The sequence below is a fragment of the Methylomonas sp. 2BW1-5-20 genome (assembly GCF_052474515.1).
In genome coordinates, this window is the sequence record NZ_CP184127.1 from 2,105,221 (window position 1) to 2,129,403 (window position 24,183).

A 24,183-nucleotide genomic window follows, 5' to 3' on the forward strand; every position below is an offset into this window, starting at 1 on the left:
GTAAAAAAAGGAGCGCAATCATAGCAGATCGCTTTGTTTACGAATAACAAAAAGCCGGGGTGCGCCGGGCTTATCGTGATGACTCAAAATCTCTTCCGACGTAAAATTGGCTTTATCTAATCGTTGACACCATGCCGCCAATTGCTCTGCATCCAATTCGCCACCGGGGTGTCCGGGATAGGCTAATACGGTGATCGCCGCGACTGGCGCCAACAATGCGCAAGCCTCATGCAACGCAGCCAGTGTCGAATCGATTTGCGTAATCACGGTTTTGTCGGCTCCCGGCAAGTAACCGAGATTGAACATCGCCACCCTCACCCTACCGTGCCATTGCTCGGGAATATGACGCCGCATGTCGGCATGACTGGCGAGACATAGCTTCACTCTGCTCTGCAAGTCGTATTCCAGTAAACGTTGATAACTTTTGATCAACGCTCGTTGTTGAATATCGAAACCAAACACAAGCCCCTTCACCCCGACGCTTTGAGCCAGAAACAAGGTGTCATGGCCATTTCCCAGGGTGGCGTCCACCGCGATATCGCCCGGCTTTAGATATGAGCCGGCGATGTTGTGTGCAAGCTCAAGTAGCGAAATGCGTTTCATAGTAGCGTTTTACATCGCAGCCTTTCGGCAAGCCGGCTTGCTGTTGCAAGTATTCGGCAAAGCGCGCCGCATGCCAGGGCATCGCCAAACTGCCCTTGGCGCCGAAACCGTTAAAAATATGCAACTGTTTATACTTGGGATGAGTGCCGATAAAAGGCTGTTTATCCAGCGTAGCCGGCCGAATTCCGGCCCGGTGCTGGTAGACTTCACAGGATTGCTGCAGCGGATAAACCGACCGCAAGCTATTCAGCAAAACCGTTTGCGCGAGTTGCGTCGGTGAATTGTCTATCCGGTCGACTTCGAAAGTGGCGCCGGTTTTAAAGCGCCGAGTTTCCAGCGGAATCAGCCAATGCCCATAATTCAAAATGTGATCCGGAATGTCTTGCCGGCTTAGGCAGCTTAATATTTCGCCTTTCGCCAATTGAAACGGTAAACCGCCGAACCAGGGATTGCTCAAAGCTCTATGCCCTTCACAAAACACGATATGCTTAGGCTTAAGCTCTCCCCATCGTAAATCATTTTCCAGCCTAATATCGCTGTATTCCACCACCGTCTGCCGGTAACAACCATTACTGATCAAAAAATCGCGCAAACTTGTCAATAAAGCCTCGGTCTTTAGGTAACCGGTTTGCCGTTGCCTCAGTGCGCCGAACGCTGCTTCTATGCCTTTAGGCGCCGGCGCCATATCGGATAAATAGGCAAAATAATCCGGCTGCGCCAAACGCCGCTCGGCCAATTCCCGTTGTTTGCGATTGAGCAGAATTTTCAGCATCGGCACTTGCACATAGAAATTCTGCCGAAAATCCGATTCGAGTTGCCGATAAGCCGTTAAGGCGGCCGGCAACAAGCTTTCTATGTCCGGTTGTTTGACTAAACGTTGCCCGGTCACAGGATTGATCAAACCGGCAGCGACTTGCGACGCATTTTGCAAACCGTCGTCCACGACCAACACCCGAAGACGCCGCTTAAGCAACTCCCAAGCCAGTAAACTACCGGCCAACCCCTGCCCAATCAGCAATACATCGATTTGCATCAGGATTATTTGGCGTGCAAGGCCTCGCCTTTAAACACGATGCCATCCCAACCGTCGCGTATGAAATTTCTGATATTTTGATGGTCGTTGCCGGCCGGATTATGCAACACATCCTTGCGGTAATAATCGCCGAATAGCGCCAGAGTCTGTTCGACAGTTAGTTGCTGCAATTGAGCAAACGCAAAAATCTTGCAGGATCCTTCGTTGCGCCCGGCTTCGTTAACGAGCGGCTGATGCAACCCGTTGCTGAATTCGGTGGGCTGATAATGGTAATGTTCGGCAATTATTGCCATGGTGTCTTGAAAATCAATATCTTGTTTAGTTTTAACGCGTTGTAAAAAATCGTTCAGCATCATTGGCTTAACCCTTAATTTCCCTTATTATTCGAATCATTGCCACCGGAATTGACCAAAACGGCGGCATAAACAGTTATAATCGAGCCATGAGTCCGCATTATTTTGTCACTGCGGGCTGAGTTCGGGATCGTCTTATTATTGTTATATTCCGTTAATACAATCGCGCACTGCCCTGTCGGCTGGTTCGGATCTTACGGATTGCAACCTCAATAACATCATAAAGGAATACATTTTGAAACAGATAATTACTCTTTTATCGTTTTGTCTGCTTTGCTCGAATGCCGCTTTCGCGGCCCCGGAAACTCAAATCCCGCCGCCGCCGATAGAATCAGTCAACGCCGCAATCGGCTCGGCACCTAATGTGATTATCGAGCAAACCAATTATGCCTCTTATCTACTGTCGCCAGGCGATGCACTCGAAGTAACCGTCTGGAAAGAAGAAGGCTTGCAACAATTACAGATCTTGATTTCACCGGACGGCACCATTATTTTCCCCTTGATCGGCACTGTTGGCGCAGCCGGCAAAACCATTACCGAACTTAAAGACAACCTCACCACCCGGCTTTCCGACTATATCTCCGATCCCTCGGTTGCCGTCAAATTACTGAATAACCAAGGCAATTCCGTATTCGTGATCGGTAAGGTCAATAAACCCGGCCAAGTGTTCTCCGGCAGACGCCTGGATGTATTGCAGGCCCTCAGCCTCGCCGGCGGTTTGACAATATTTGCCAAAGAGGGCTCAATCAGCATCATTCGCCGCAGCGGCGATCAAGTTAAAGTGTTTCCTTTCGACTATAGCGATGTGATTGATGGCGAGGATCTGGAACAAAACATCCTGCTGGAACCGGGAGACACGGTCACCGTACCCTAAGCGGAATTAGATAGAATCGCTATCTATGAAGATAAAAACGGATTTTTTACTATCTGCGCTGGTTTTGTTCAGCAGTAACAGTTCTGCGCTGGATTTATTGTTTAAGCCCGAGTTCAGCTTTAAGGAACGCTATGACGATAACGTGCGCATGCAGATTCATCCAAATCATAGCAATCTGATCAGCACTATTTCCCCTGGAGTATTGTTCGGTTACCTTGCAGACGATAACGAATTGAATACACGCTTCAAATGGAATGAGTTGATTTATAGTAGCGATTCGGCGTTAGATTTTTCCGAAAAACTCGTCAACCTAAATCATAAATACCAGGGCGAACTTTTCAAAACCGATCTGGTTGCAAGCTACGCCGAAGAGTCTTCGATCAATACCCAATTGGACCCCACCCAAATTGATCCGACCCAAATCAATGAAAGAGGCGGCGTACAAACACTGGTACCTCGCAATACCAAATCCATTGCGCCGACAGTGATTTACAGCCTAAGTGAAAAAAACTCCATACAGCTAGGTTATAGTTACACGGATGTAGCATATGAGCGGAAACCTAATTTAATTAACGGCTTAAACTACTCCGACTATAGCTATCAACAATATTCGGCAACGGCTACCCACACTTACACTGAACGCCTATCGTTTAACCTGACGGGGGCGTATTCGGACTATGAATCGGCAAACCAAAATCCAGGATTAGCTTTAGGAGTAATACCTATAACTTCAGGCTTTAGTCAAAAATCAACAACGTTTACCTACCAAGCTGGCCTGCAATATCTATTTGACGAACAAACTCAATTAGCACTGTCAGCGGGTATTCGCGACACAACCACCGAAAGCACTCAATTCACATATTTCCGAAACACCACAATTCCGTTTCCGCTTAGCCAACAGTCTTCCTCGTCTAAAAACTCCATGGGCAACGTGTTTTCGGCAAACCTGTCTCGCAAAAGTGAATGGGGAAACTTTAGCTTGAGTGCAGGACAACAGCTCAACCCAGCCAGCACCGGCCAACAGCAAACATCTACCACCTTTTCCGCTCAGGGTCGCTACAATCTCACCGAACGCTTATCCACGGGGTTCAACGCCAATTATTTGTTATCCGAATCGGTATCCGCTTTTAGCAACAACACTAGCAGAAGTAATAACCGAACTTACATAACGCTATCACCGAATATTCAGTGGCGCTGGACCCCGGAAATCAATTTGGACTTTTCTTACAGTTATCGGCAACAAGTTTACGAGTCAACCAACCAAACCGCGGTCGGCGATAGCGTGCAGCTGCAATTCTCTTATCAACCTCAAATCAATCGTCAGGTGAAATAGCGTGGAAAATCAAGCCATCGACATCAAGGACTATCTAAAAATCATCAAGCGACGTAGAAAGTTTTTGTTGATTCCGTTTCTAGTCGTAGCGGTTATCAGTGTATTGCTGGCGGTCTTGCTGCCGGCCCTGTACCGTTCCACATCGACAATTTTGATCGAGGCCCAGGAAATTCCCGCCGAACTGGTGCACTCCACCGTCACGACCTTTGCGGATCAACGCATTCAGATGATCAGCCAACGGATCATGACCCGGCCGAATTTGAGCGAAATCATCAAAAAATACGACCTTTACGCCGATGACCGTAAAAAAAAGCCGGAGGAAGTGATTCTGGAAAAAATGCGTAAAAGCATCAAGGTGGAAACCATCAGTGCCGATGTCGCCAATAACAAAAGCGGACCGGCCCAACAAGCGACTATCGCTTTCACGCTGACTTTCGACGATAGATCGCCCTCGTTGGCGCAAAAAGTGGCCAATGAATTAACCTCCCTATTTCTCAAAGAAAACATCAAATCGCGTACCGAATCTGCGGAAAATGCAGCCTTATTTTTGAGCGAGGAATCGAAACGGTTGAAAGTCAAAATTCAGGAAATCCAGCAAAGCCTAGCCACTTTCAAAGAAAAAAACCTGAATCAATTGCCGCAAATCAGTGCCCTCAATCAACAAGAACTAACCTCGCTAAGCAACCAATTATTGCAACTGGACAGCCAAGAACGCTCCCTACAAGACCGCCGTTTTTATCTGGAAGGCGAATTGGCGCAAATCGACCCCAATGCCATGGCGACCAATGCTGTCGGCAACCGGGTTTTCGATATGAAAGACCGGCTGAAAGAATTGCAATCGCAATATCCTTCGGTGTTATCCAGCCATTCGGCGAACCATCCGGATGTGATTAAGATCAAACGCGAGATTGAGTCTTTGCAGAAAGAAATCGGCTCCAATACCGATGTCAATTCAATGAACGCCGAACTGACCGATAGAAAGGCCGAGCTGGCTTTGTTATTGAAGCAATATTCCGATAAACATCCGGACGTCGTGAAACTGCAAAAGCAAATCTCCGCCCTACAACAAAGCCTGGCTAATACCAAGCAAAGCGAGTATAGCAATACCGATATACAACCCGATAACCCGGCTTACATCACCTTAAAGTCTCAGCTGGCTTCGGTGAATACCGAAATCGAGTCTTTGAATTTCACCCGCGGCCGCGTGCAAAGCAAAATGGAAGAGTTACGCCAAAGTTTGCGGCAATCCCCATTGGTTGAAAAAGAATATATGGATTTAATCCAAGACCTCGACAACACCAATCTGCGTTACCGCGAAGTCAGCACCCGCGAAATGGAAGCGCAAATTTCGCAACAATTGGAAATGGAAAGGAAAGGCGAGCGTTTCACCCTGATCGATCCGCCGCAAGAACCGCTAGAACCGGTTAGTCCCAATCGGATCGCGATCCTGGTGCTGGGCATCGTGCTGGCCCTAGCCAGCGGCTTCGGCGCCGTGGCGCTTGCCGAAATGCTCGACTCGACTATCAATAGTCCGAAAGCAGTCACAGCCATCCTGGGCGTGGAACCGTTGGCGTCCATCCCTTATCTTGAAAGCCAAACCGAGCACAAAGACCGCAATAACGAACGCCGTATACTATTGATCGGCTGTGCTATTGCCGTAGTGGTGGCAATACTGGCCTTTCATTTCATCGTCATGCCGCTGGATGTGTTTTGGTACAAATTACTGCGTGTTGTGGGCAACTAATCACTCAAGGGAAAATTCATGAACTCCATTCAAACCCTAACGGAAACAAATAACCCCACAGCTGCCGGATCAGCCAACCAACCCGGCGACAAGGTTAGCATCGCCTATACCCAGACTCGGGTACACAGCCCCGATCAGAATCTGCTCAAGCAAAATCGAATCATTTCCGCAACCTCGCCCGGCAAGTGGCTGGAGTCTTATAGGATGTTGCGCACCCGCTGCTTGCAGCAAATGGATGCGATGGAATGGAAGACGGTAGCGATCACCAGCACCGGCGAAGGCACCGGCAATAGCCTGACCGCCGCCAATTTAGCGATCAGTATGGCGATGGAGCTTGACCGCACCGCCTTGCTGGTCGACGCCAATTTTCAGAACCCCAGCATCAACAAACTATTCGGCATACAAGCCACTTCCGGCTTAAGCGATTATTTGCTGAACGATACCGAATTCAGTTCGATGCTGATCAATCCCGGCATAGAACGCTTGGTAGTATTGCCGGCCGGAAAACCCTTGTTTAACTCCACGGAAATGCTGCGTTCGCCGAAAATGGTACGCCTGGTTAACGAATTAAAAAGCCGTTATCCATCCCGGATTATCATTTTCGATATGCCCCCCATCCTGTCGCACGACGATACCTTGGGTTTCTCACCCTATGTAGATTGCGTGTTATTGGTAATCGACGAAGGCCATACCAAAACCGACGAATTGAAACACGCAGCGACTTTGCTGAAAGATACTAACGTGCTGGGAACGGTATTCAATAAAGCTACCGATAACAAAATCAGCTTTACCGGGGTATAAAAAAGCTATCGGGTGTGGCCGCGCCGCAGCCACACCTTTCAACATTTCCTATCAGAGTTTACTCAAAACAGCCTTGGCTTCGTTCAGGCCATCAAATTCGGCCTTTTTATCGACTGCTTTTTGCAGATACTCACGGGCTTTAACCGTATCGTTCTGTTTGAAGTAAATCATGCCTAAGTGATAATTACTGATTGCTGAATCAGGCAGCATTTCCAGTACTTTCAGCAATTGTTCTTTAGCTTTGTCGTAATTGCCTTGTTTATAGGCAATCCAGCCGACCGTATCCAACATATTAGGGTTATTGGTTTTCAACAATGGCTCCGCCAAAGTAGCCGCTCTTTGCAAACTATCCGGCGCCGTGGAGAAATCCGACAGATAGCTGGCCAGATTGTTTATAGCGACAGGCGAATCCGGATGCTGTTTATAAGACTCCTCGTACAAGGCCAAAACTTGTTCGTGCTGGCCTTCATGATGATACAAGCGCGCCAAGTCGTCGACCAACTCCAAAGCCCCCTTGGATTTATCGATACCTTTTTTATAGATATCTATTGCCCCCTGCTTATTTTTTTGCGCCAACTCAATCAAAGCCAAATTGCGATACGGGCTGTACCAGTCAGGCTTAATATCCAGGGCTTTGGTATAGGCGGCTTTGGCTTCGTTAAACTTTTGTTCGTTTAGATAAGCCCCGCCCAACAAATTGTAGGCAATAAAATGATCCGGCTGCTGTTTGATAATTTGCTGAAGTTTGGCAATAGCCTTATCGGATTGCTTAAGCACCAAATAGCTTTTCACCATTTCGGTCAATGGTTCTATAGCATCCGGCTTACGCGCCAATGCCTTTTGAAATGCTTCGGCACTAGCCTCCAGTTTGCCTTCGACCTGATATCCGAGACCGGACATATAAAAACCGGTAGCGTCTTTATCGGATAACGTCTGCACTTGCTTGGCAATTTCCTGCGCCTTATCCCAATGTTTTTGCGACAACTCGATCTTAAACAAGGCTTCCAAGCCTTTTATACTTTGCGGATTTGCTTTCAATAGCGCTTCGATCTGCTGTTTAGCTTGATCTTGATGCCCGGCTTTCAGATGTAATCCCACTAGATCCAGTCGAGCGGTTTCGTCGGCCGGTGCCGCAGCCACTACCTTTTCCATATTCTCTCGGGCCAATTCCTCCTCGTTATTGCGAAGATGAGCCGCCGCCAACATTTTTAACACGCCGATATTATTGGGCTGATCGACCAATACCGAACGAAAGTCCGCTATGGCCTCGGGAGTTTTATTTTCACCCAATGCAAATTGCCCGCGTAACGTCAAGGCTTCGGCATCGCGTGGATTATTGTCCAGCACTTCCTTAATCAGGGCCTTGGATTCGTCGCCGCGCTTGGTCATTGCGTACAAAGCCGCCAGCTTGTTACGCGCGGTTATGCCGCTGGGACCCAACTTATCCTGATCCACCACTTCTTTCAGGGCCGCTTCAGCCTTGTCTATTTCTTTCTTGGCCAAATGTATATTTGCCAATTTGAACTTCAATTCGTAGGCTTCCGGTTTCTGCTCTATCATCGGCAGCAATTCGGCGATCGCCACTTCCGGACTGCGTTTTTCCAGCAAAAAATCCACTAAATAACTTTTCGCGGTATCGTTGTCCGGCAAGGTTTGTACCGCATTACGCAAAGTGGACTCGGCTTTATCCACCTGATTGGTACCGACTTGGAATAAGGCCAAAGTTCTATAATGTTGTAATTGTTGCGGCTCAAGTTTGATGATGTCCGCCAACGCATTTTCGGCATCGGCCACTTGATTTTTCTTGGCATACAGACCCGCCAACATACTGCGCAAAGCCACATTGTCGGCTTTCTTCTCGATTGCCTGTTTTAACAAGGTAATCGCACTATCCACTTTATCCAACCTGGCTTGAATAGAAGCCATCATCAAAGTGGCAGGCACATCGTCCGGACTCTGTTTCAAGGCGCGCTCGACAGTCATGATCGCACCGTCGCTGTTATTCTTGGCTGCTTGCACCCCCGCCAGTAATACCAAAGCCTCAACATTATTCGGTTCCTTAGCCAAGGCTTCTCCGGCCATTTTCTCGGCATCGTCTACCGCTCGATTCAGTAACAGCAGCTGCCCAACCCGAACCCGGGCCATCACATGATTTTCATTGCCGGCAACAACAGTACTGTACTCTCTAAAGGCATTTTCAATTTTGCCTTGCTTACTCAACGCTTCCGCAATCTGAAAGTGAGTTTCCCAATCCTTGGGATCGATTTGCAGCACGTTTTTGTAGGCGAGCAAAGCTTTCTCATAATCACCCGCTTGATATAACTGTTTACCTTCTTCCATGTATTTCGCTTTCCGTTCATCGGCGCCGTTACAGGCCACCAAGCCGGTCGATAACACAACAATGCCTAGATTTTTTAAAAAATTTTGTTTCGTTGTCATTAGTTTCTCGATGAGTCTTGCGTTTGATTATTTAGCCGCCATAAGGGAGCGCCGCCGCCGGGAATTCTAACTTATTTGTGCGGACAAACCTTAAGGCTTTCCGTGAATCAGGGATGCTCGAGGTGCGGCATGTTGCCGCACCCGAGTAAAAGTATCATTAGATCTAATAGTAACCGGATTTACTGTGAACCATTTTCGATATTTACCGGCGCTTGACTCGCCCTCGTATAAATTAGCAGACTGTCATTACAACCCGATTTAAATTGCCGCTTAAATTTTTCCATAGGCCCGCTGATAAATCCTCGACAGCGTAAAAGCCGTTTTATCCATTCGGATGCCATCTAGCAACGCAAGTTGCGTCAAGCGACCTAAGTCTGTAAAACTAGCAAAACTTCGTGATACACATAACAAAAACTCAGATCAGGAGATAGATTATGACGCCAATATCCAGCCCTGCAGCTACCGAAAAATGGCGATTTGCCAGACTCGGCGGTTTCGATCAGGTTGAATTAAAGCGCGGTAGCGATTTACTCGGACTGCCGGAACTGGATCAAAAATTATGGGCCGCGTTGAGCTGCCCGACGCACGGCCTGTTTTTCGACAGTCAAACCCTGACCCTGCTGGATACCGATAAAGACGGCAGAATCAGAGCCAATGAAGTTATCGACGCAGTGCGCTGGGCCGGCAAGGTACTAAAAAATCCGGCCGATTTAATTCAACAAAAATCCACCTTGCCGCTGGCGGCGATTAACGATCAGGATCCGGAAGGTCAACAGTTGTTGGCATCGGCGATTGAGATCCTAAAAAACTTGGGCAAGGCCGACGCTACCGAAATCACTGCCGACGATCTGGCCGATATGACCAAGATTTTCGCCAACACCCAATTCAACGGCGACGGCATTATTCCGGTTAAAGCCGCAAGCGACGAGGCCGGTCAACAAGCCATCACGGACATCATCAACTGCTTGGGCGAGATTCAGGATCGCTGCGGCGAACCCGGCATTAATCTGGAAAAAATCGAGCAATTTTTCAAGGATGCCAGAGCTAATTTCGATTGGTGGCAACAGAGCGACGCCGAAGCCGTGCGGATTCGCAATCAAATCGCCGACACCGAAGTGGCGGCAGCGTTGCTCGCCCAATTAAAACCGAAAATAGACGACTTTTTTACCCGCTGCCAATTGGCGGAATTCGACACCGGCGCGACCGAGTTGTTGAATCCGGCCGACAGCCGCTACGAAGAACTGGCCGGCATCGATCTGTCGGCAAGCAACGAAGAACTGGCTAAATTGCCGCTGGCCGCCATCGTCGCCGGCGCTAACTTGCCGTTGAATATCGGCTTGAATCCGGCTTGGCGGGCAGCGGTAGATCAGTTAAAAACCACGGTGCTGGCGCCATTGCTGGGCGCAACAGACAGCTTGTCTTATGCGCAATGGCAAAGCGTGGTCGGTCAGTTTGCTGATTATCAAGCCTGGCTACAGAAAAAACCGGCCAACGCCGTGGAAGGCTTAAGCCTGGAGCGCATCAAAACCCTGTTGCAAAGCGATGCGCAAGCCAAATTGACCGGCTTGATCGAACAGGATCTGGCCTTGGAACCGCAAGCCACAGCCATCGACTCGGTCGTGCGCTTGCTGCATTACTACCGCGATCTGAACACCTTATTAAATAACTTCGTGTCGTTTCGCGATTTTTACAGTGCCGAGCCGCATGGTATTTTCCAGGCCGGCACCTTGTATCTGGACGGCAGAAGCTGTCAATTGTGCGTAAAAGTGGATGACGTGGACAGCCACAGCAAACTGGCGGAACTGAGCAAAATCTTTCTGGCCTACTGTGTCTGCCGTCGACAAGGCAGCGACGAAACACTGACCATTGCCGCAGCCGTTACCGGCGGCGACAGCGACAATTTACGCGTCGGCCGCAACGGCGTGTTTTACGACCGCAGCGGCCTGGATTGGGACGCGACCATCGTCAAAATCATCGAAAATCCGATCAGTATCCAAGAAGCATTCTGGTCGCCGTACAAACGCGTCGCGCGCATGATTAACGAACAACTGGAAAAAAGCGCAGCGGCCCGCGACAAAGCCGCTAACGCCAATGCTTTTAAAGGTATTTCCGAGGCGGGTGCGCATGCCGAGCAAGGTAAAACTCCGCCAGCGCCCTTCGATGTCGGTAAATTTGCCGGGATTTTCGCCGCCATCGGTTTGGCAATCGGCGCCATCGGCACCGCACTAGCCGCAGTGATGAGCAGTTTCATGGGCTTGCAATGGTGGCAAATGCCGCTGGCCATCATCGGCGTGATGCTGGCGATTTCCGGCCCATCCATGTTTATTGCCTATTTGAAACTGCGCCAACGCAATCTGGCGCCGGTACTGGACGCCTGCGGCTGGGCGGTAAACGCCAAAGCCTATATCAACATCCCATTCGGCCGCTTGTTGACCGGCGTCGCCAAATTGCCGAAAGACGCGGAAATGCAAATGGTCGATCCATTCGGCGAAAAGCAAAGCCATTGGAAAAGCTACGTGTTTTTGCTGATCCTGCTAGCCGGCGCGGCCTACGCTTGGCATAAAGGCTATATTGGACCTCAGCAAGAACCGGAAAAAGCAGCCCAGATTGAGGAAAAAGCGGCGCCAGCTAAAGTTGATGCGCCTGCTCCGGCAGCGACTCCAGCCGAGCCTACGGAACCGGCTAAGTAAGCCTTTCATTGCGAATAGGCAGGGACCGGAGCGATTGTGTTATCAAGTAGGTGCTCTGGTCCCGGCTTTTGTTTTTTCGCCTATTTGAACTCTAAACTTTCAGCACAAATACTATTCGGAATTGGGATGGGAAGGCTCAAAACCGACCCTGATCGGTCATTTCCGGCTAAATTTCTGATGTCCGCTTCTTGGCGCATTGCGGTTACTCAATACCAGATTCGGCCAAAACCCAGCTACAAAAGGTTTACATCGGAATATGTACGCCATGGTTACGTTATCTGACAGATAAATCTTACATTGCATTACCGAAAAATCTGGTCTACTTTTGTTGGACGGGCAGTAGAACTCAACGGAGTGCCAAAATCATGCTTAACCGCTTGCCGCTAGCAGCCAAATTACAATTAATGGCATGGGTTGCTTCATTGGTTTTAGTTGGGGTCGCTTTTCTTGGATACCACTCTTTACAAAGCGTAAGTGATGCCGCTCAACGCATGGGTCAAGGCAAAGATGTTGTCGCCGATGTTCTTCCTCCACCTTTGTACTTGGTGGAAGGTCAATTAATTGTGGAGCGTATGGTCCATGATAGTGATATGTCACCTTTACTTAAACGTTTGAAGGAACTCAAAATTGATTATGACGCCCGTAATCGCTACTGGGAAACCAACCATGATTTAACAGACGAGATAAAGCAGCAACTGCTCGGTGATCAGCGAAAATATGCTGATTTGTGGTGGCAGGAAGTCGAGGAGCATTACCTCCCTGCTATTGAACGTGGCGATAGAGCATCCAAGAATGACTCAATGACCAAGTTAGACAATTACTATGATTTGCACCGACAAGGCGTAGATAAAACCGTCAATAGTTCCACGAAATTTGCCGCAGATACCCTTAACAATTTAAATAGCGTTGTCAGTACTACCACTGGATTTCTTGTGGGTCTAGCGTTGATTGGCGCAATAGTATCCATGGCAATGGCCTTGTTGATTACTAAACAAATCCGTGCAAGTTTGGCGTTAGCCGGCCAAGTGGCGCGAGCTATCGCCGATGGCGACTTGACGGTTTCTGTGCCGACCTACGGTCAAGATGAAATAGGTCTTTTGTTTCAAAGACTGAACGAAATGCGTGACAAATTGCATTCTCTGATCTATGAAATACGAAATGGTGTCGTTCAGTTGAATAGACATTCGGCCGAATTGCTTAGGGCTGCCGCGGACTGTGACACTATCGCGTTGGATGGATTGCATGCGGCTAGCAGCATGGCCGCCTCCATTGAGCAACTCTCCGTTTCGCTCGATCAGGTTAATGAGAACGCAATCGATACCATACGCATAGCGACTGAATCAGGGCTAAGCGCCCAAGATTCAACCAAGGTCATAGAGAATTCTGCTAAGGAAATGCATAAAATCTCTGAATTGGTGCTCAACGCCGCGGGTTATATCCGTAATTTGGAAAATATCAGCTCGCAAATCACCACAATTGTTGATGTGATACACGGTGTTGCTGAACAGACTAATTTGCTGGCTCTTAACGCTGCAATCGAGGCGGCTCGCGCCGGCTCTTACGGTAGGGGGTTTGCCGTGGTAGCTGATGAAGTAAGAACGCTTGCGGAACGGACAAGTACTTCAAGTAATGAAATCAAAGTCATGGTCGAGAAGATTCGCGAAGCTTCTCAGGCTTCGGTTTTAGCAATGGAAAGCGGGGTAAAAGGGGTGGAGTCGGGAGTACAGCTATCCAGCCAAGCCGGAAAATCGGTAAAGGAAATACTTGAAGCTCAATCCAGGGTAACGATTTCAATCAACGGTATTAACCGAGCATTGAAAGAACAGACCGCCGCCACACACGATATGACATCACGGGTAGAGACGGTTTCACAAGGGGCCGAATCACTCTCGAGAACAGTATCCAAAACCAGAAAGAACTCGGAAGAACTGGCTAGCCAAGCAGAAATCCTAGACAAACTGGCATCCAGGTTTAGGCTGTAGGGCTGTGGATGTGCTGAACAGTTTGAAGCGCATCTTTCGCGATTGGTGCGGTTCGTAAACTCACCACACCCCACAGCTGCTTTTGGCTGGACAGTTGACATTGGCGCTTTTGTTTCGTCTGGCGGGTTTTGGCCGAACTTGCTCGGCCAGGATTAAAGGCGCGATACCCACAGGGCTTACACCATATCAATTTCAAATCAAGGCGCAATCATACCATTGTGCAAATAGCTTTCTTCGTAGTTAAACACGATATTCGCATCCGGCAAGACCAATGCTTCGTCCTTGCCCTTGTAATCCAAACGAAACAATAAATCCTTGATGATATTGATCCGCGCGGCTTGCTTGTCATCCGATCTAACAATGGTCCAGGGCGCCGACAAATGGTGGGTTCTGGCAAACATGATGTTGCGCGCCTCGCTGTATTGCTGCCAGTGTTTCTGCGCTTCCTTGTCGATAGGACTGATTTTCCATTGTTTCAACGGATCTTTTTCCCGCTGCTTTAAACGCTCTTTCTGTTCGGCTTTGCTGATGTCCAGGTAATATTTCAGCAACGTGATACCGGAACGCACCAGCAGTTGTTCGTAATGCGCGACGGTTTCGATAAACTCGTGATATTCGTCGTCATTGCAAAACCCCATCACCCGCTCCACCCCGGCCCGGTTATACCAGCTGCGGTTGAACAACACCATTTCCTGAGCGGCCGGCAAATAATGCGTATAACGTTGAAAATACCAGGTGCTTAGGTCGCGGTCGGACGGTTTACCCAGCGCCACCACCCGGATTTCCCGAGGACTGAGATGTTGGATGATGCGCTTGATGGTGCCGTCTTTGCCCCCGGCATCGCGGCCTTCCAGGATAATCAAAATCTTGTCACCATGCCTGATGATGTGATTCTGCAACTTCACCAATTCCACCTGCAGCTGCTGCAAGGTGTCTTTGTACACTTGTTTACCGACTTTGGGTTCGTGTTTTTTACTCATGTTACCGGCCTCACTAAGATGACGTTTCCGTTGGTGGAAAGCTGGATTGAATCAGATGCAATCGACGCCCGCTGCCGCCAGATTCGGCGCTAACGGCGGGCAATATCCGCTTTTCCCTGGTCGCTGCCCATGCGTATTCGCAAAATCAGGTTTTTTGCATGTTTCCTGAGTTGCAGAATGTCCTCGACATTTTTTTCGCTGAGAATCTGATTTTTCAGATACAACACTTCGTTACAAACAATCTCGGCCGCTTCCATGCCCGGTTGTAGTTGGGTCCAGGAAATTTCGATAATCGGCCGTTCGTCGACGGTTTCGGACTCGGCGAGCAAATCCAGAAACGTATCGACCACCAGTGGATCGTAATCTTTGTCTTTTTTGCCGAGCAAGCGCGCTTTCACCTGCTCGGTCGTCATCGCGGTGCCGGTAATCGAACCGTCCAGATAATTGATATAGTCGCGAACTACCGTGAGTATCCGCGCACCCAACAGGATTTCCCGGCCAACCAAACCCAGAGGTTGCCCGGAACCGTCAACATGTTCGTATTGCGCGGCAATCAATTCGGCGGCGTTATGCAAGGGCTCCAGACCCCTCAACAAAGCCTGAGCCTCCAAGGCATGATTTAAATAGCGTTTACGTTGCTGCGTGTTCATGCCTAATAAGGCTTGCGTCAACAGGCTGTCCGGCAAACTCATTTTGCCGATTTGCAGTAATAAGCCGGCGTAGACCAGATCTTTTAAATCGGCTGCATCCATACCCAGCCGCCGCCCGACTTCTCGCGCGTTTTCCGCAACGTACTTGGCATGACCGCTTTTGATGCCGGGCCGCATTTCGATGGTTTTCGCAAATACCTTGACCGAATCGGCGTACTGCTTTTTCAACGCATCGTGCGCTTGATCGATCAACTGCAAAGACTTTCTCAGTTGTTCGGTACGCTTTTCGACCTTTTCCTCCAAACCGGCATTCAGCTCTTTCAACTCCCGATTTTGTCGGTTGATAATATCGAACAGTTGCCGGCGCTCGTCCCGCAGGCGCTTTTGTGCCAATGCGTTGTTCACCAGTATTTTCAGCTCGTTGTCTTCCCAGGGCTTGCTGCAATAACTGTATATCTTGCCCTTGTTAACCGCCGCGATAGTCGATTCTATGTCGGCGTAGCCAGTCAGCAGAATCCGCGCCGCATCCGGCCAGCGCTCGGCGGCGCGCGTCAAAAACTCCGCACCGTCCATCTGCGGCATACGCATGTCGGAGATAATCAGATCGATAGGATGCCGTTCCAATATATCCAGGCCGTCGGCGCCGCTTTCCGCCATATGTACTTTATATTCGGCGCCGCGAAACAGCCGCCGCAAGGCTTTTAATACATTGGGCTCGTCATCGACGAAGAGCAAATTGGCTATGGTGTCGGTATCCAAGGGAAGCGCAGTCATGGGCACATTTTCGATAATGGTTAACTGGCAGGCGCACGAGTCGGCAAATATATGCGGAATTTCGTGCCTTGGCCGACCACGGAATGCACCTCAATGCGGCCGCGATGATCCTGGATTATTTTGTACGATAAGGACAAGCCCAAACCGGTACCCTTACCAACCGGCTTGGTAGTAAAAAACGGATCGAACATTCGGGCTTGGGTGGCTTCGCTGATCCCCTGGCCGGTATCCTCCACCTCCACCCAAACCCAATCGGCATCCTGATAGCCGGTACGTACCGTGATTTTGCCGAAATCGGGTATAGCCTGCGCGGCATTCACCAATAGATTCATGAACACTTGGTTCAGTTGCGCGCCGACGCATTCAAAAGGCTTGATACCGGAATATTCCTTTACTATTTCGGCTTTGTATTTCAGTTCATTGTTAACGATATTCAGCGTCGCATCGATGCCGGCTTCCAGATCGAACATATCTCTGCCCTGCTTTTCGATCCGGGAAAAATCGCGGAGATCCTGCACGATTTTCTTGGCGCGATTCGCGCCTTCCATGGACTCCGCCACCAGGTCGGCGGCATCGCCCTTCACAAATGCTAAATCGATAGTTTGTTTAAACTGCTTAAAGGCTAGCACATCCGGATGGTTGTCGGGTAATTGCCCGGCGAGACGTTCCGCCAATTCAGCGGCCTCGGTCAGCTCTTCTATATATTGCTTCAGGCTGTTCAGATTGGAATAAATATAACCGAGCGGATTATTGATTTCGTGCGCTACACCCGCCGCCAACTGACCTATAGAAGCCATTTTTTCGGACTGCACCAAATGCGCCTGAGTCTCTTGCAGTTGCTGATTGAGCAGGGTTTGCTGATTCTTTTCCCGTTCCAAGGTTTGATTGGCCGCGGTTAACGCCTGGGTACGCTCCCTGACCCGCTCTTCCAATTGCTGATTGACTTTCAGCAAGGCCTCTTCAGCCTGCTTTTGCGTGCTGATGTCCATACCGCAGCCCATCAGGCCGGCAAATTCCCGGTTCTTGCGGACGCGCGGCACGGCGGTTTCCAAAATCCAGAGTTCCCCGGCGTCCGGCGGACACAACCGATACTGGATCCTGAATTTGGTCAACTCAAGCGCGGCTTGCTGATAGGTCTGCACCACCCTATCCCTGTCCTCGGGGTGGATCGTATTCAGCCATTGCCGCCGATCGACAAATCCGCGTTGGATGTTGAAGGTTTTAAACCAAAAACGATTGCAGAAAATCGGCAGATTCTTGGCATTGGTTACCCAGATCAGGGCCGGCAAATTATCGGCAAGCTCCTTGAAACGCTCTTCGCTTTCGCGCAATGCCGAGTACAAATTGCTGTGCAGAATATCGACATGTTCGTCCCTGTTGAGACTCACTTGCTCAGCGTCTATACCTTGCTTGAGGCTGATCGCCATCAGTTTGTCGGTTTTTAAAATATGGTGGCAGAGCCAGTCGACCAAAAAATCCAACAGATCCTTGGAAAGCACCGAAACATCGGATTGCGCCCCGATATGCACCTGTTGCACCTTCTCGATAAACTCTTGATGTTGCTGGCGGTGTTCGGTCTGCAGCCGCGAATTAAACCCAGCCTCCGCCATCAGTTGCTCTTCGTGCTGAAAATGATCTACCGTGTAATCGACCAGCTGCTTAACGGTATCGACGACAGTCTGTAAGTCCGCGCCTACCGCGTTTAATTCGTCCAGCCGATTAATCAGCGTCACCAAATGCCGGTGCTGATTATCCACGCTGTCTATACCGACCAACAGCTGATCGTTCCACGTTAAAATACTCATCTGCGATCCGTTATCGGAAGGGTCCTGGCTGATTACCCACTCCAGCATTATGGCACAACCCTTCTACTCTGCCGGATTTTTCAAGACTCAGGTTTATTTGCATGGAAATTCAAGATTTCGAAGGCTTGCGCGCATTGCTGGACTCGGCATTTCCCAAAGTCTGTGCCAGTTGCGGCTATGTCTACATCTCCGCCGAGCAGTTTTTTATCGAAACCCAAGACATGCCCAGAGGCCGTTCGTCGCTGCGATCTGCCATCGAGGACGACGGCCTGATCCTGGTCGAAGTATTCAGAAATTGCCGCTGCGGCTCCACGCTCATGGACGAGTTCGGTTGCCGGCGCGACCAAAGCGCGGCCGGCCTAAAACGACGTCTGGCTTTCGACAATATGTTGCGAACCCTGGAAGCCCGCAATATCGCAACCGACGCGGCCAGGACAGAGATCCTCAAACTCCTGCAAGGCCAACCCAACAGCTTGGTTACTCTCCTGAATATCGAACTGTCTTAGAATGCCCCTCAGCCCTGCATGGCTTCCAATTCATCCCAACGCTGATAAGCCAAGCTTAAATCCGCCTCGGCGATTTGCAATTGCGCCAGTTTGGCGGCCACCGCATCCGGGCTTTGCTTATAAAAATTGGCTTCATTCATTTCCTCTGTCAGCTGGGTTTGCAGAGTTTCCAGTTGTTCGATCAGCGCCGGCAATTGTTCCAGTTCCCGCTGTTCTTTAAAGCTCAGCTTCTTGGCCGGGCTGGTTTTGGGTTTTTCCTTTTTAACCGTCTGTTCGGCGGCTTTTACCGCTTCGGCTTTTTTGTTCTGTTCCATCAGCGCAAACCAGTCGGCGTAGCCGCCGATGTATTCTTCCACCCTGCCCTCGCCTTCGAACACCAACACACTAGTGACAACGTTATCCAGAAACTCCCGATCATGGCTGACCAACAGCAACGTGCCCTGATACTCGACCAGCTTTTCTTCCAGAATCTCCAGGGTTTCCAAATCCAGATCATTGGTCGGTTCGTCCATCACGATCAGATTGGCGGTTTTGGTAAACAAGCGCGCCAACAGCAAGCGGTTTTTCTCGCCGCCGGACAGGCTTTTCACCGGCGACCTGGCGCGGGCCGGCGCGAACAGAAAATCGGCCAGATAAGACATCACGTGGCGCTTGCCATCCGGCGTATCGACAAACTCACCGCCATCCAGCACGCTGTCGGCCACAGAAATTTCCGGATCAAGTTGTTCGCGCAATTGATCGAAATACGCAATTTGTAGATTGGTACCCAGTTCGATGGTGCCGGTGGTCGGTTGCAATTGACCGAGCAATAATTTCAATAAGGTTGATTTGCCGGCGCCGTTGTTGCCGATCAAACCAATCTTATCGCCGCGTTCGATGCGCAACGAAAAGTCCTTGATGATAGTTCTATCGCCATAATTAAAATTCACGTCGATGGCTTCGACAACTTTCTTGCCTGAGGCTTCGCCTTTGTTCAGGCTCAGTTTGGCGGTGCCTTGGGTATTGCGGCGTTCGGAGCGTTCGGCGCGCAAGCGTTTCAATGCTCTGACCCGACCTTCGTTACGCGTCCGCCGCGCCTTGACGCCTTGCCTGATCCAGACTTCTTCCTTAGCCAGCTTCTTATCAAATTCAGCGTTTTGATTGGCTTCATCTTCCAGAGCCGCTGCCTTGCGCGCCAGATAATCTTGGTAATTACCGGCCCAGGACGTCAATTGGCCGCGATCCAAATCGATAATGCGCGTCGCCAGTTTTTGCAAAAACGCCCGGTCGTGGGTGACAAACATTACCGCACCTTGAAAGGCCAGGATTTGTTCTTCCAGCCAGGCGATGCTTTCGAAATCCAAGTGGTTGGTCGGCTCGTCCAGCAATAACACTTCCGGGTCGATCACCAAAGCCCGCGCCAAGGCCACCCGCCGCTTCCAACCGCCGGACAAACTGCCGACCAATACATCCGCCGGCAATTGCAATTTGCTCAACACAGCTTCGACGCGGGTTTGAAACTCCCAGCCGTTGTCGGCTTCCAGCTTGTGCTGCACGTCACCCAAGGCTTGCAGCGACTGCTCGCTGCCGTCCATGTGCCGCAATAGTTCGTGATAACGGCCAATCAAGTGTCCCAACTCACCCAGACCGCCGGCCACCGCTTCGTAAATGCTTTCGTTTTCGTCCAGATTGGGCGATTGCTCCAGCCAAGCTAAACGCAATTCCGGCTGCTTCCAGATTTCGCCGTGGTCGGCATGAATATCGCCGGCGATGATTTTCATCAATGTCGACTTGCCCTCGCCGTTGCGGCCCAGCAGGCCGACCCGTTCGCCGGCATCGAGTTGAAAAGCAGCATTATCGAGCAGCGCATGAGTGCCGAAGGCGATGGAAACATTGGTTAAGCGGATTAATGGCATTTGTTTTGAAGGTAACGTCTAAGTAAGTCCAGCGCCAGTAAGGCGGCCTGGTTTTGTTTGTGTTTAAGGGTGCCGTGGGCGTTGAGCTTGGTTGAGACCACGCCCGTAGGCGTGGCCAGGGCATTATAAAGGACGATGGTTTTATCTTTATCGCTATAGTCTTCGGCACTACCGCTATAAAGCTGCACCAAAGCGAAAACCGTTTGCTCGCGGGCTTTGAGTTGTTCGGCCCAAACTTTGGCGATGGGCTGTAAATCGCCGGCACCCGCAATACCTGACCATGATCCGGTGTTGCGTCCCCAATCGAGATTGACTTCAACACTAGTCAACCACTCGCGCCCCAGACATTTGCCGGCCAGCAGGCCTTGACTGGCGGTTTCCAGCAGCGCCAGGGAGTAGCGTTTTGCGCTCATCGCGCTGGCTACCACCTCCAGCAGATCGCCTTGCTGTTCGTTTAAACCGTCGATAGCAAACACATAAGTGCCAATACGTTCCGCAATGTCGGCCACGCAAGTCTGTTTGTGCGCTTCCGGGAAACCGCCGGGAAATAACAGCTTGGTTTGCACCTCGTCGGGCGCAGCACGAAAGCCCAGTTGTACCCCATCGGGCCAAGCAAAATTGGCTAAGCATTGCTGAATCGCCGATTCGCCTATGCCTATGCTGCGCAAGGTCACTAGACAATCCGGCTGCTGGGGAAAGCGTTGCAGCAGTTGCCGACGTACTAAGGCCGTAAACATCTGTTTCATTTCCGACGGCACGCCCGGCAGAAACACAAACCAGCAACGCTTGAATTGCAAGGCAAAGCCTGGCGCAGTGCCGTAAGCATTGTCGATACTTACTGCGGACTGCGGCAACATGGCTTGCTTGCGATTGGCTTCCGGCATCACCCGATTGCGGCGGGCGTAATACTGTTGAATTTCGGCAAACGCCTGGGCGTCGAATTGCAAGGGTTGACCGCTGGCGGTACTGACCGCTTCTGCGGTTAAGTCATCGATAGTCGGCCCCAAACCACCGGTGCAGATGCAACAATCGGCGCGTTCGGCGATTTCCGTGAACAACGCCACCAAATCTTCCAAGTTATCGCCCACCGCAGTATGGCGTTTTAGCGTGAAGCCCAGCTCGACCAATTGCTGAGATAGCCAGGCGGCGTTGCTGTCCACGGTCTGCCCGCAAACGATTTCCTCGCCTTGCGAGAATATTTCGGCAAGCGGTTTCATAACAACTGGTACCAGAGCGGCAAACTCACTAAACTCAAAGCCGTCGTCACCGTTACCGCCATCGCGTATAAACCGCTGTCCAGCTTATAACGATCGCACAATACGATGCCCAGCACCATGCTGGGCATGGCAATATCCATCACAGCGGCGGCTTTAAACTGGCCAGTCAGCTGTAAATACGCGGCCAACCATAAGGCGAACAAGGGCATCAACAGCAATTTAATTACCACCACCGGAATCACGAACGGTAGATTGCGCACGTGCACGTCCCGCCAGCTAAGCGCCAATCCCAAGGAAAAAATCATCAGTGGCGCTACCGCGCCGCCACAGGTTTTTAGCAAGCCGGCCAGCCAGAATGGCATAGGCACCTGATTCAGATTTAACGCCACCGCCAGGAATGCCGCCCAGAATGGCGGTGCATTCAAAAAACCCAATACCGATTTGGGTTTAGCTTCGGCGGATTCGCCGTAATGCCGGGCCAACATGATGCCAATGGAGAATACCAGGGGCGCTACCGCGAATAAATCGATTTGAATCACAACCGACCGCGCCCAACTGCCAAAAGCCTGTTCCAACACAGGCAAACCCAGGTAAGTCACGTTAGGGAAAGCCGCCGCCAAGATCACCGCGCCGATTTGCGGGTTTTTAAAGCGGCAGAGACGCACAATTAACCAGCTCAAGCCCAGAGCCACTAACACGCTGACGCCGCCCAAAGCACTGAATTGCAGGGATTGCCAACCGATATTGGCTTGCCACAACACATCCAAGACCATAACCGGCAGGAAAAAATAGTAAACCACAGTGGTTAAAACCAGCCGGGTCTGATCCGCCGACAGACGGTTAGGCGTCAAGACCCGCCAACCGGCGCCGCACAGCATCAGCACGGTCATTTGCATCAAGGTTGTATTCATGCCGCGCATTTTAGCAGGCTGGCGGCCGGGACAGTTGGCTAAAGCGGCCGGATCGCCGCTTAGCCAACTAAAAAAATCAGACGGTAAACTTGTCCACCAATGCCTTCAACTGATCTGACAAGCCGACCAGTTCCTGGCAAAGCGTATCGATAACGCCCACGTCGTGGGTTGTGTCGCTGGCTATCGAGGTAATCTGCTTTATATTGGTTTGAATTTCGTCAACGACCCGCCTTTGCTGTTCTCCAGCGCTGGCGATAGACGCGTTCATGTCATTAATGACGGCTACCGATTGCGCGATCGAATTGAATGCGGCATTGGTGTGCGAGGCTTGTTCAACGCCAGCATGCACTTGTTCTCGTCCATTTTTCATGACGTTAACCGCATTTTTGGCTTGAGTTTGCAGGTCTTGAATCATATCCTGAATATCTTCGGTCGACTTTTGCGTACGACTGGCAAGCGTTCTTACTTCGTCCGCCACCACGGCAAAACCGCGGCCCTGTTCACCCGCCCGCGCAGCCTCGATAGCGGCATTCAACGCCAACAGATTCGTTTGATCGGCAATGCTTCTGATGACCTCCAGTACCGTGCCGATTTTAGCGGTATGTTGCTCCAACTGCTGAATCACCGAGGACGCTTGATCGACGCTGGTCGCCAAGCCGTCGAGCGAGGAAATGGTTTGCGTGACCACTTTCTCTCCGGTGTTCACCAGTTGATCGGCCTGGCTGGCTGCAGAAGCCGCATCGGTAGCGCTTTTCGCAACGCTTTGAATGGTAGTGGCCATTTGATTGATCGAATCCGCAATGCGCGTGGACTTACCACGCTGCAATTCCGCTTCCTCCCTGGCGCTATGGCTTAAGGTATGTAACTGATGGCTGGCTGAAATTAATCGAGTAGCCGCATCTTGGCAACTGCCGATAGCCTGATCGACAGCATGCATAAAACCGTTAAAATCTTTCGCAAAATCGCTGTTGGCATTGGCTTTTCGATAGGCCAGATTGATCTTGCCGTCTACAATCGCAAAATTCTTGCTAATCTCCAGCAATTCTTCGTTACGCTTCGCTTCGGTGGCGCCTTGTATCGCCATGTATACCAGCAAAGCGGATTGAAACACCACATAAGCGGCGTGCGTAAACACCATCAGCCAGCTCGGCTCATGCTCGAACACATAAATGGGATAGCCCATGCTCTGCCAATAATTAAACAAAATATGATGCACGGCTATAATTCCTGCCGCGACCACAATGACCAGCCAATCCCGGTAGTACAGCAGAAAAGCCAACAATACGAAAATCCCGAAATGCATTTCTATCATGCCTTTAGCCTGCTGGATTTCCAGCGCGGAAAACACCATGAAGGACGCGCTGACGCTTAGACGGGTCGGCACGGAACCGGGTGCCGAAAATATCAGCAAAGCCGGTAATATAGCGGCCGGAGACCCAATCAACAGGGCAATTCCCCAAGTATCGTGCCAGTCGGCCAAAGCCAGGGAAAACAGATATAAAAAGCCGATTACCATCAGCATCACTTTATCGCTGTGAACATAAAGTGCGTGCAATTCCGTTTGTTTCGAATTCATCGTAATCCCCTAAAGAT

Annotated in this window: 18 protein-coding genes; 7 read left to right on the forward strand and 11 right to left on the reverse strand. The window is 50.4% G+C overall.

Annotated elements, in window-relative coordinates; translation table 11 throughout:
• Positions 1-18 precede the first annotated feature (18 nt).
• From ACH50O_RS09530 to ACH50O_RS09540, 3 genes are read right to left on the reverse strand one after another with little or no spacing between them, the layout of a single operon-like run.
• A complete protein-coding gene (locus ACH50O_RS09530) occupies positions 19-603 on the reverse strand; it encodes a class I SAM-dependent methyltransferase (protein WP_446811783.1) in 585 nt (194 codons plus the stop codon).
• A complete protein-coding gene (locus tag ACH50O_RS09535; RefSeq protein WP_446811784.1) occupies positions 581-1,636 on the reverse strand; it encodes an NAD(P)/FAD-dependent oxidoreductase in 1,056 nt (351 codons plus the stop codon). The genes ACH50O_RS09530 and ACH50O_RS09535 overlap by 23 nt, the downstream gene beginning before the upstream one ends.
• A 5-nt stretch (positions 1,637-1,641) precedes the next feature.
• Positions 1,642-1,992 (reverse strand): HopJ type III effector protein, encoded by a 351-nt coding sequence (locus ACH50O_RS09540; RefSeq protein ID WP_446811785.1) that lies wholly within the window; start codon positions 1,990-1,992, stop codon positions 1,642-1,644.
• Between the two features lie 232 nt (positions 1,993-2,224).
• Here ACH50O_RS09540 and ACH50O_RS09545 point away from each other — a divergent pair, with 232 nt between their 5' ends.
• The 4 genes from ACH50O_RS09545 to ACH50O_RS09560 are packed head-to-tail and all read left to right on the forward strand — an operon-like array spanning position 2,225 to position 6,741.
• Positions 2,225-2,863 (forward strand): polysaccharide biosynthesis/export family protein, encoded by a 639-nt coding sequence (locus ACH50O_RS09545; protein WP_446811786.1) that lies wholly within the window; start codon positions 2,225-2,227, stop codon positions 2,861-2,863.
• 25 nt (positions 2,864-2,888) lie between these two features.
• Positions 2,889-4,196, forward strand: a complete 1,308-nt coding sequence (locus tag ACH50O_RS09550) for a hypothetical protein (protein WP_446811787.1) — start codon at positions 2,889-2,891, stop codon at positions 4,194-4,196.
• Between the two features lies 1 nt (position 4,197).
• Positions 4,198-5,940, forward strand: a complete 1,743-nt coding sequence (locus ACH50O_RS09555) for a lipopolysaccharide biosynthesis protein (RefSeq protein WP_446811788.1) — start codon at positions 4,198-4,200, stop codon at positions 5,938-5,940.
• Between the two features lie 18 nt (positions 5,941-5,958).
• A complete protein-coding gene (locus ACH50O_RS09560) occupies positions 5,959-6,741 on the forward strand; it encodes a CpsD/CapB family tyrosine-protein kinase (protein WP_446811789.1) in 783 nt (260 codons plus the stop codon).
• Positions 6,742-6,792: 51 nt separating this feature from the next.
• On the opposite strand, the gene ACH50O_RS09565 is transcribed toward ACH50O_RS09560, so the two are convergent.
• Entirely contained in the window at positions 6,793-9,180 is a 2,388-nt protein-coding gene (locus tag ACH50O_RS09565; RefSeq protein ID WP_446811790.1) for a tetratricopeptide repeat protein, read from the reverse strand.
• 434 nt (positions 9,181-9,614) lie between these two features.
• Between ACH50O_RS09565 and ACH50O_RS09570 the strand changes: the two genes are divergently transcribed.
• On the forward strand, positions 9,615-11,870 hold the full coding sequence (locus ACH50O_RS09570) for a hypothetical protein (protein WP_446811791.1): 2,256 nt from the start codon (positions 9,615-9,617) through the stop codon (positions 11,868-11,870).
• A gap of 365 nt (positions 11,871-12,235) precedes the next feature.
• Positions 12,236-13,852 carry a methyl-accepting chemotaxis protein gene (locus ACH50O_RS09575; protein ID WP_446811792.1) on the forward strand — a complete coding sequence of 539 codons (1,617 nt, stop codon included), beginning with the start codon at positions 12,236-12,238 and terminating at the stop codon, positions 13,850-13,852.
• 197 nt (positions 13,853-14,049) lie between these two features.
• Here ACH50O_RS09575 and ppk2 read toward each other — a convergent pair whose 3' ends face one another.
• The 3 genes from ppk2 to ACH50O_RS09590 form a co-directional block, all read right to left on the reverse strand.
• Positions 14,050-14,832: a polyphosphate kinase 2 gene (gene ppk2, locus ACH50O_RS09580; RefSeq protein WP_446811793.1), complete on the reverse strand. Its 783-nt coding sequence runs from the start codon at positions 14,830-14,832 to the stop codon at positions 14,050-14,052.
• 89 nt (positions 14,833-14,921) lie between these two features.
• Positions 14,922-16,256, reverse strand: a complete 1,335-nt coding sequence (locus tag ACH50O_RS09585) for an HD domain-containing phosphohydrolase (protein WP_446811794.1) — start codon at positions 16,254-16,256, stop codon at positions 14,922-14,924.
• Between the two features lie 20 nt (positions 16,257-16,276).
• A complete protein-coding gene (locus ACH50O_RS09590) occupies positions 16,277-18,061 on the reverse strand; it encodes a bacteriohemerythrin (protein ID WP_446811795.1) in 1,785 nt (594 codons plus the stop codon).
• 101 nt (positions 18,062-18,162) lie between these two features.
• Here ACH50O_RS09590 and ACH50O_RS09595 point away from each other — a divergent pair, with 101 nt between their 5' ends.
• Positions 18,163-18,567, forward strand: a complete 405-nt coding sequence (locus tag ACH50O_RS09595; RefSeq protein WP_446811796.1) for a hypothetical protein — start codon at positions 18,163-18,165, stop codon at positions 18,565-18,567.
• Between the two features lie 8 nt (positions 18,568-18,575).
• On the opposite strand, the gene ACH50O_RS09600 is transcribed toward ACH50O_RS09595, so the two are convergent.
• The 4 genes from ACH50O_RS09600 to ACH50O_RS09615 all read right to left on the reverse strand — a co-directional run bounded on the left by ACH50O_RS09600 (position 18,576) and on the right by ACH50O_RS09615 (position 24,166).
• Complete coding sequence (locus tag ACH50O_RS09600) at positions 18,576-20,462, reverse strand: ATP-binding cassette domain-containing protein (protein ID WP_446811797.1); 1,887 nt, start codon at positions 20,460-20,462, stop codon at positions 18,576-18,578.
• Positions 20,453-21,679 (reverse strand): competence/damage-inducible protein A, encoded by a 1,227-nt coding sequence (locus ACH50O_RS09605; RefSeq protein WP_446811798.1) that lies wholly within the window; start codon positions 21,677-21,679, stop codon positions 20,453-20,455. The genes ACH50O_RS09600 and ACH50O_RS09605 overlap by 10 nt, the downstream gene beginning before the upstream one ends.
• On the reverse strand, positions 21,676-22,590 hold the full coding sequence (locus tag ACH50O_RS09610; RefSeq protein WP_446811799.1) for an AEC family transporter: 915 nt from the start codon (positions 22,588-22,590) through the stop codon (positions 21,676-21,678). Before ACH50O_RS09610 ends, ACH50O_RS09605 begins: the two co-directional genes overlap by 4 nt.
• 76 nt (positions 22,591-22,666) lie before the next feature.
• Positions 22,667-24,166 carry a methyl-accepting chemotaxis protein gene (locus ACH50O_RS09615; RefSeq protein ID WP_446811800.1) on the reverse strand — a complete coding sequence of 500 codons (1,500 nt, stop codon included), beginning with the start codon at positions 24,164-24,166 and terminating at the stop codon, positions 22,667-22,669.
• Between the last annotated feature and the right edge of the window lie 17 nt (positions 24,167-24,183).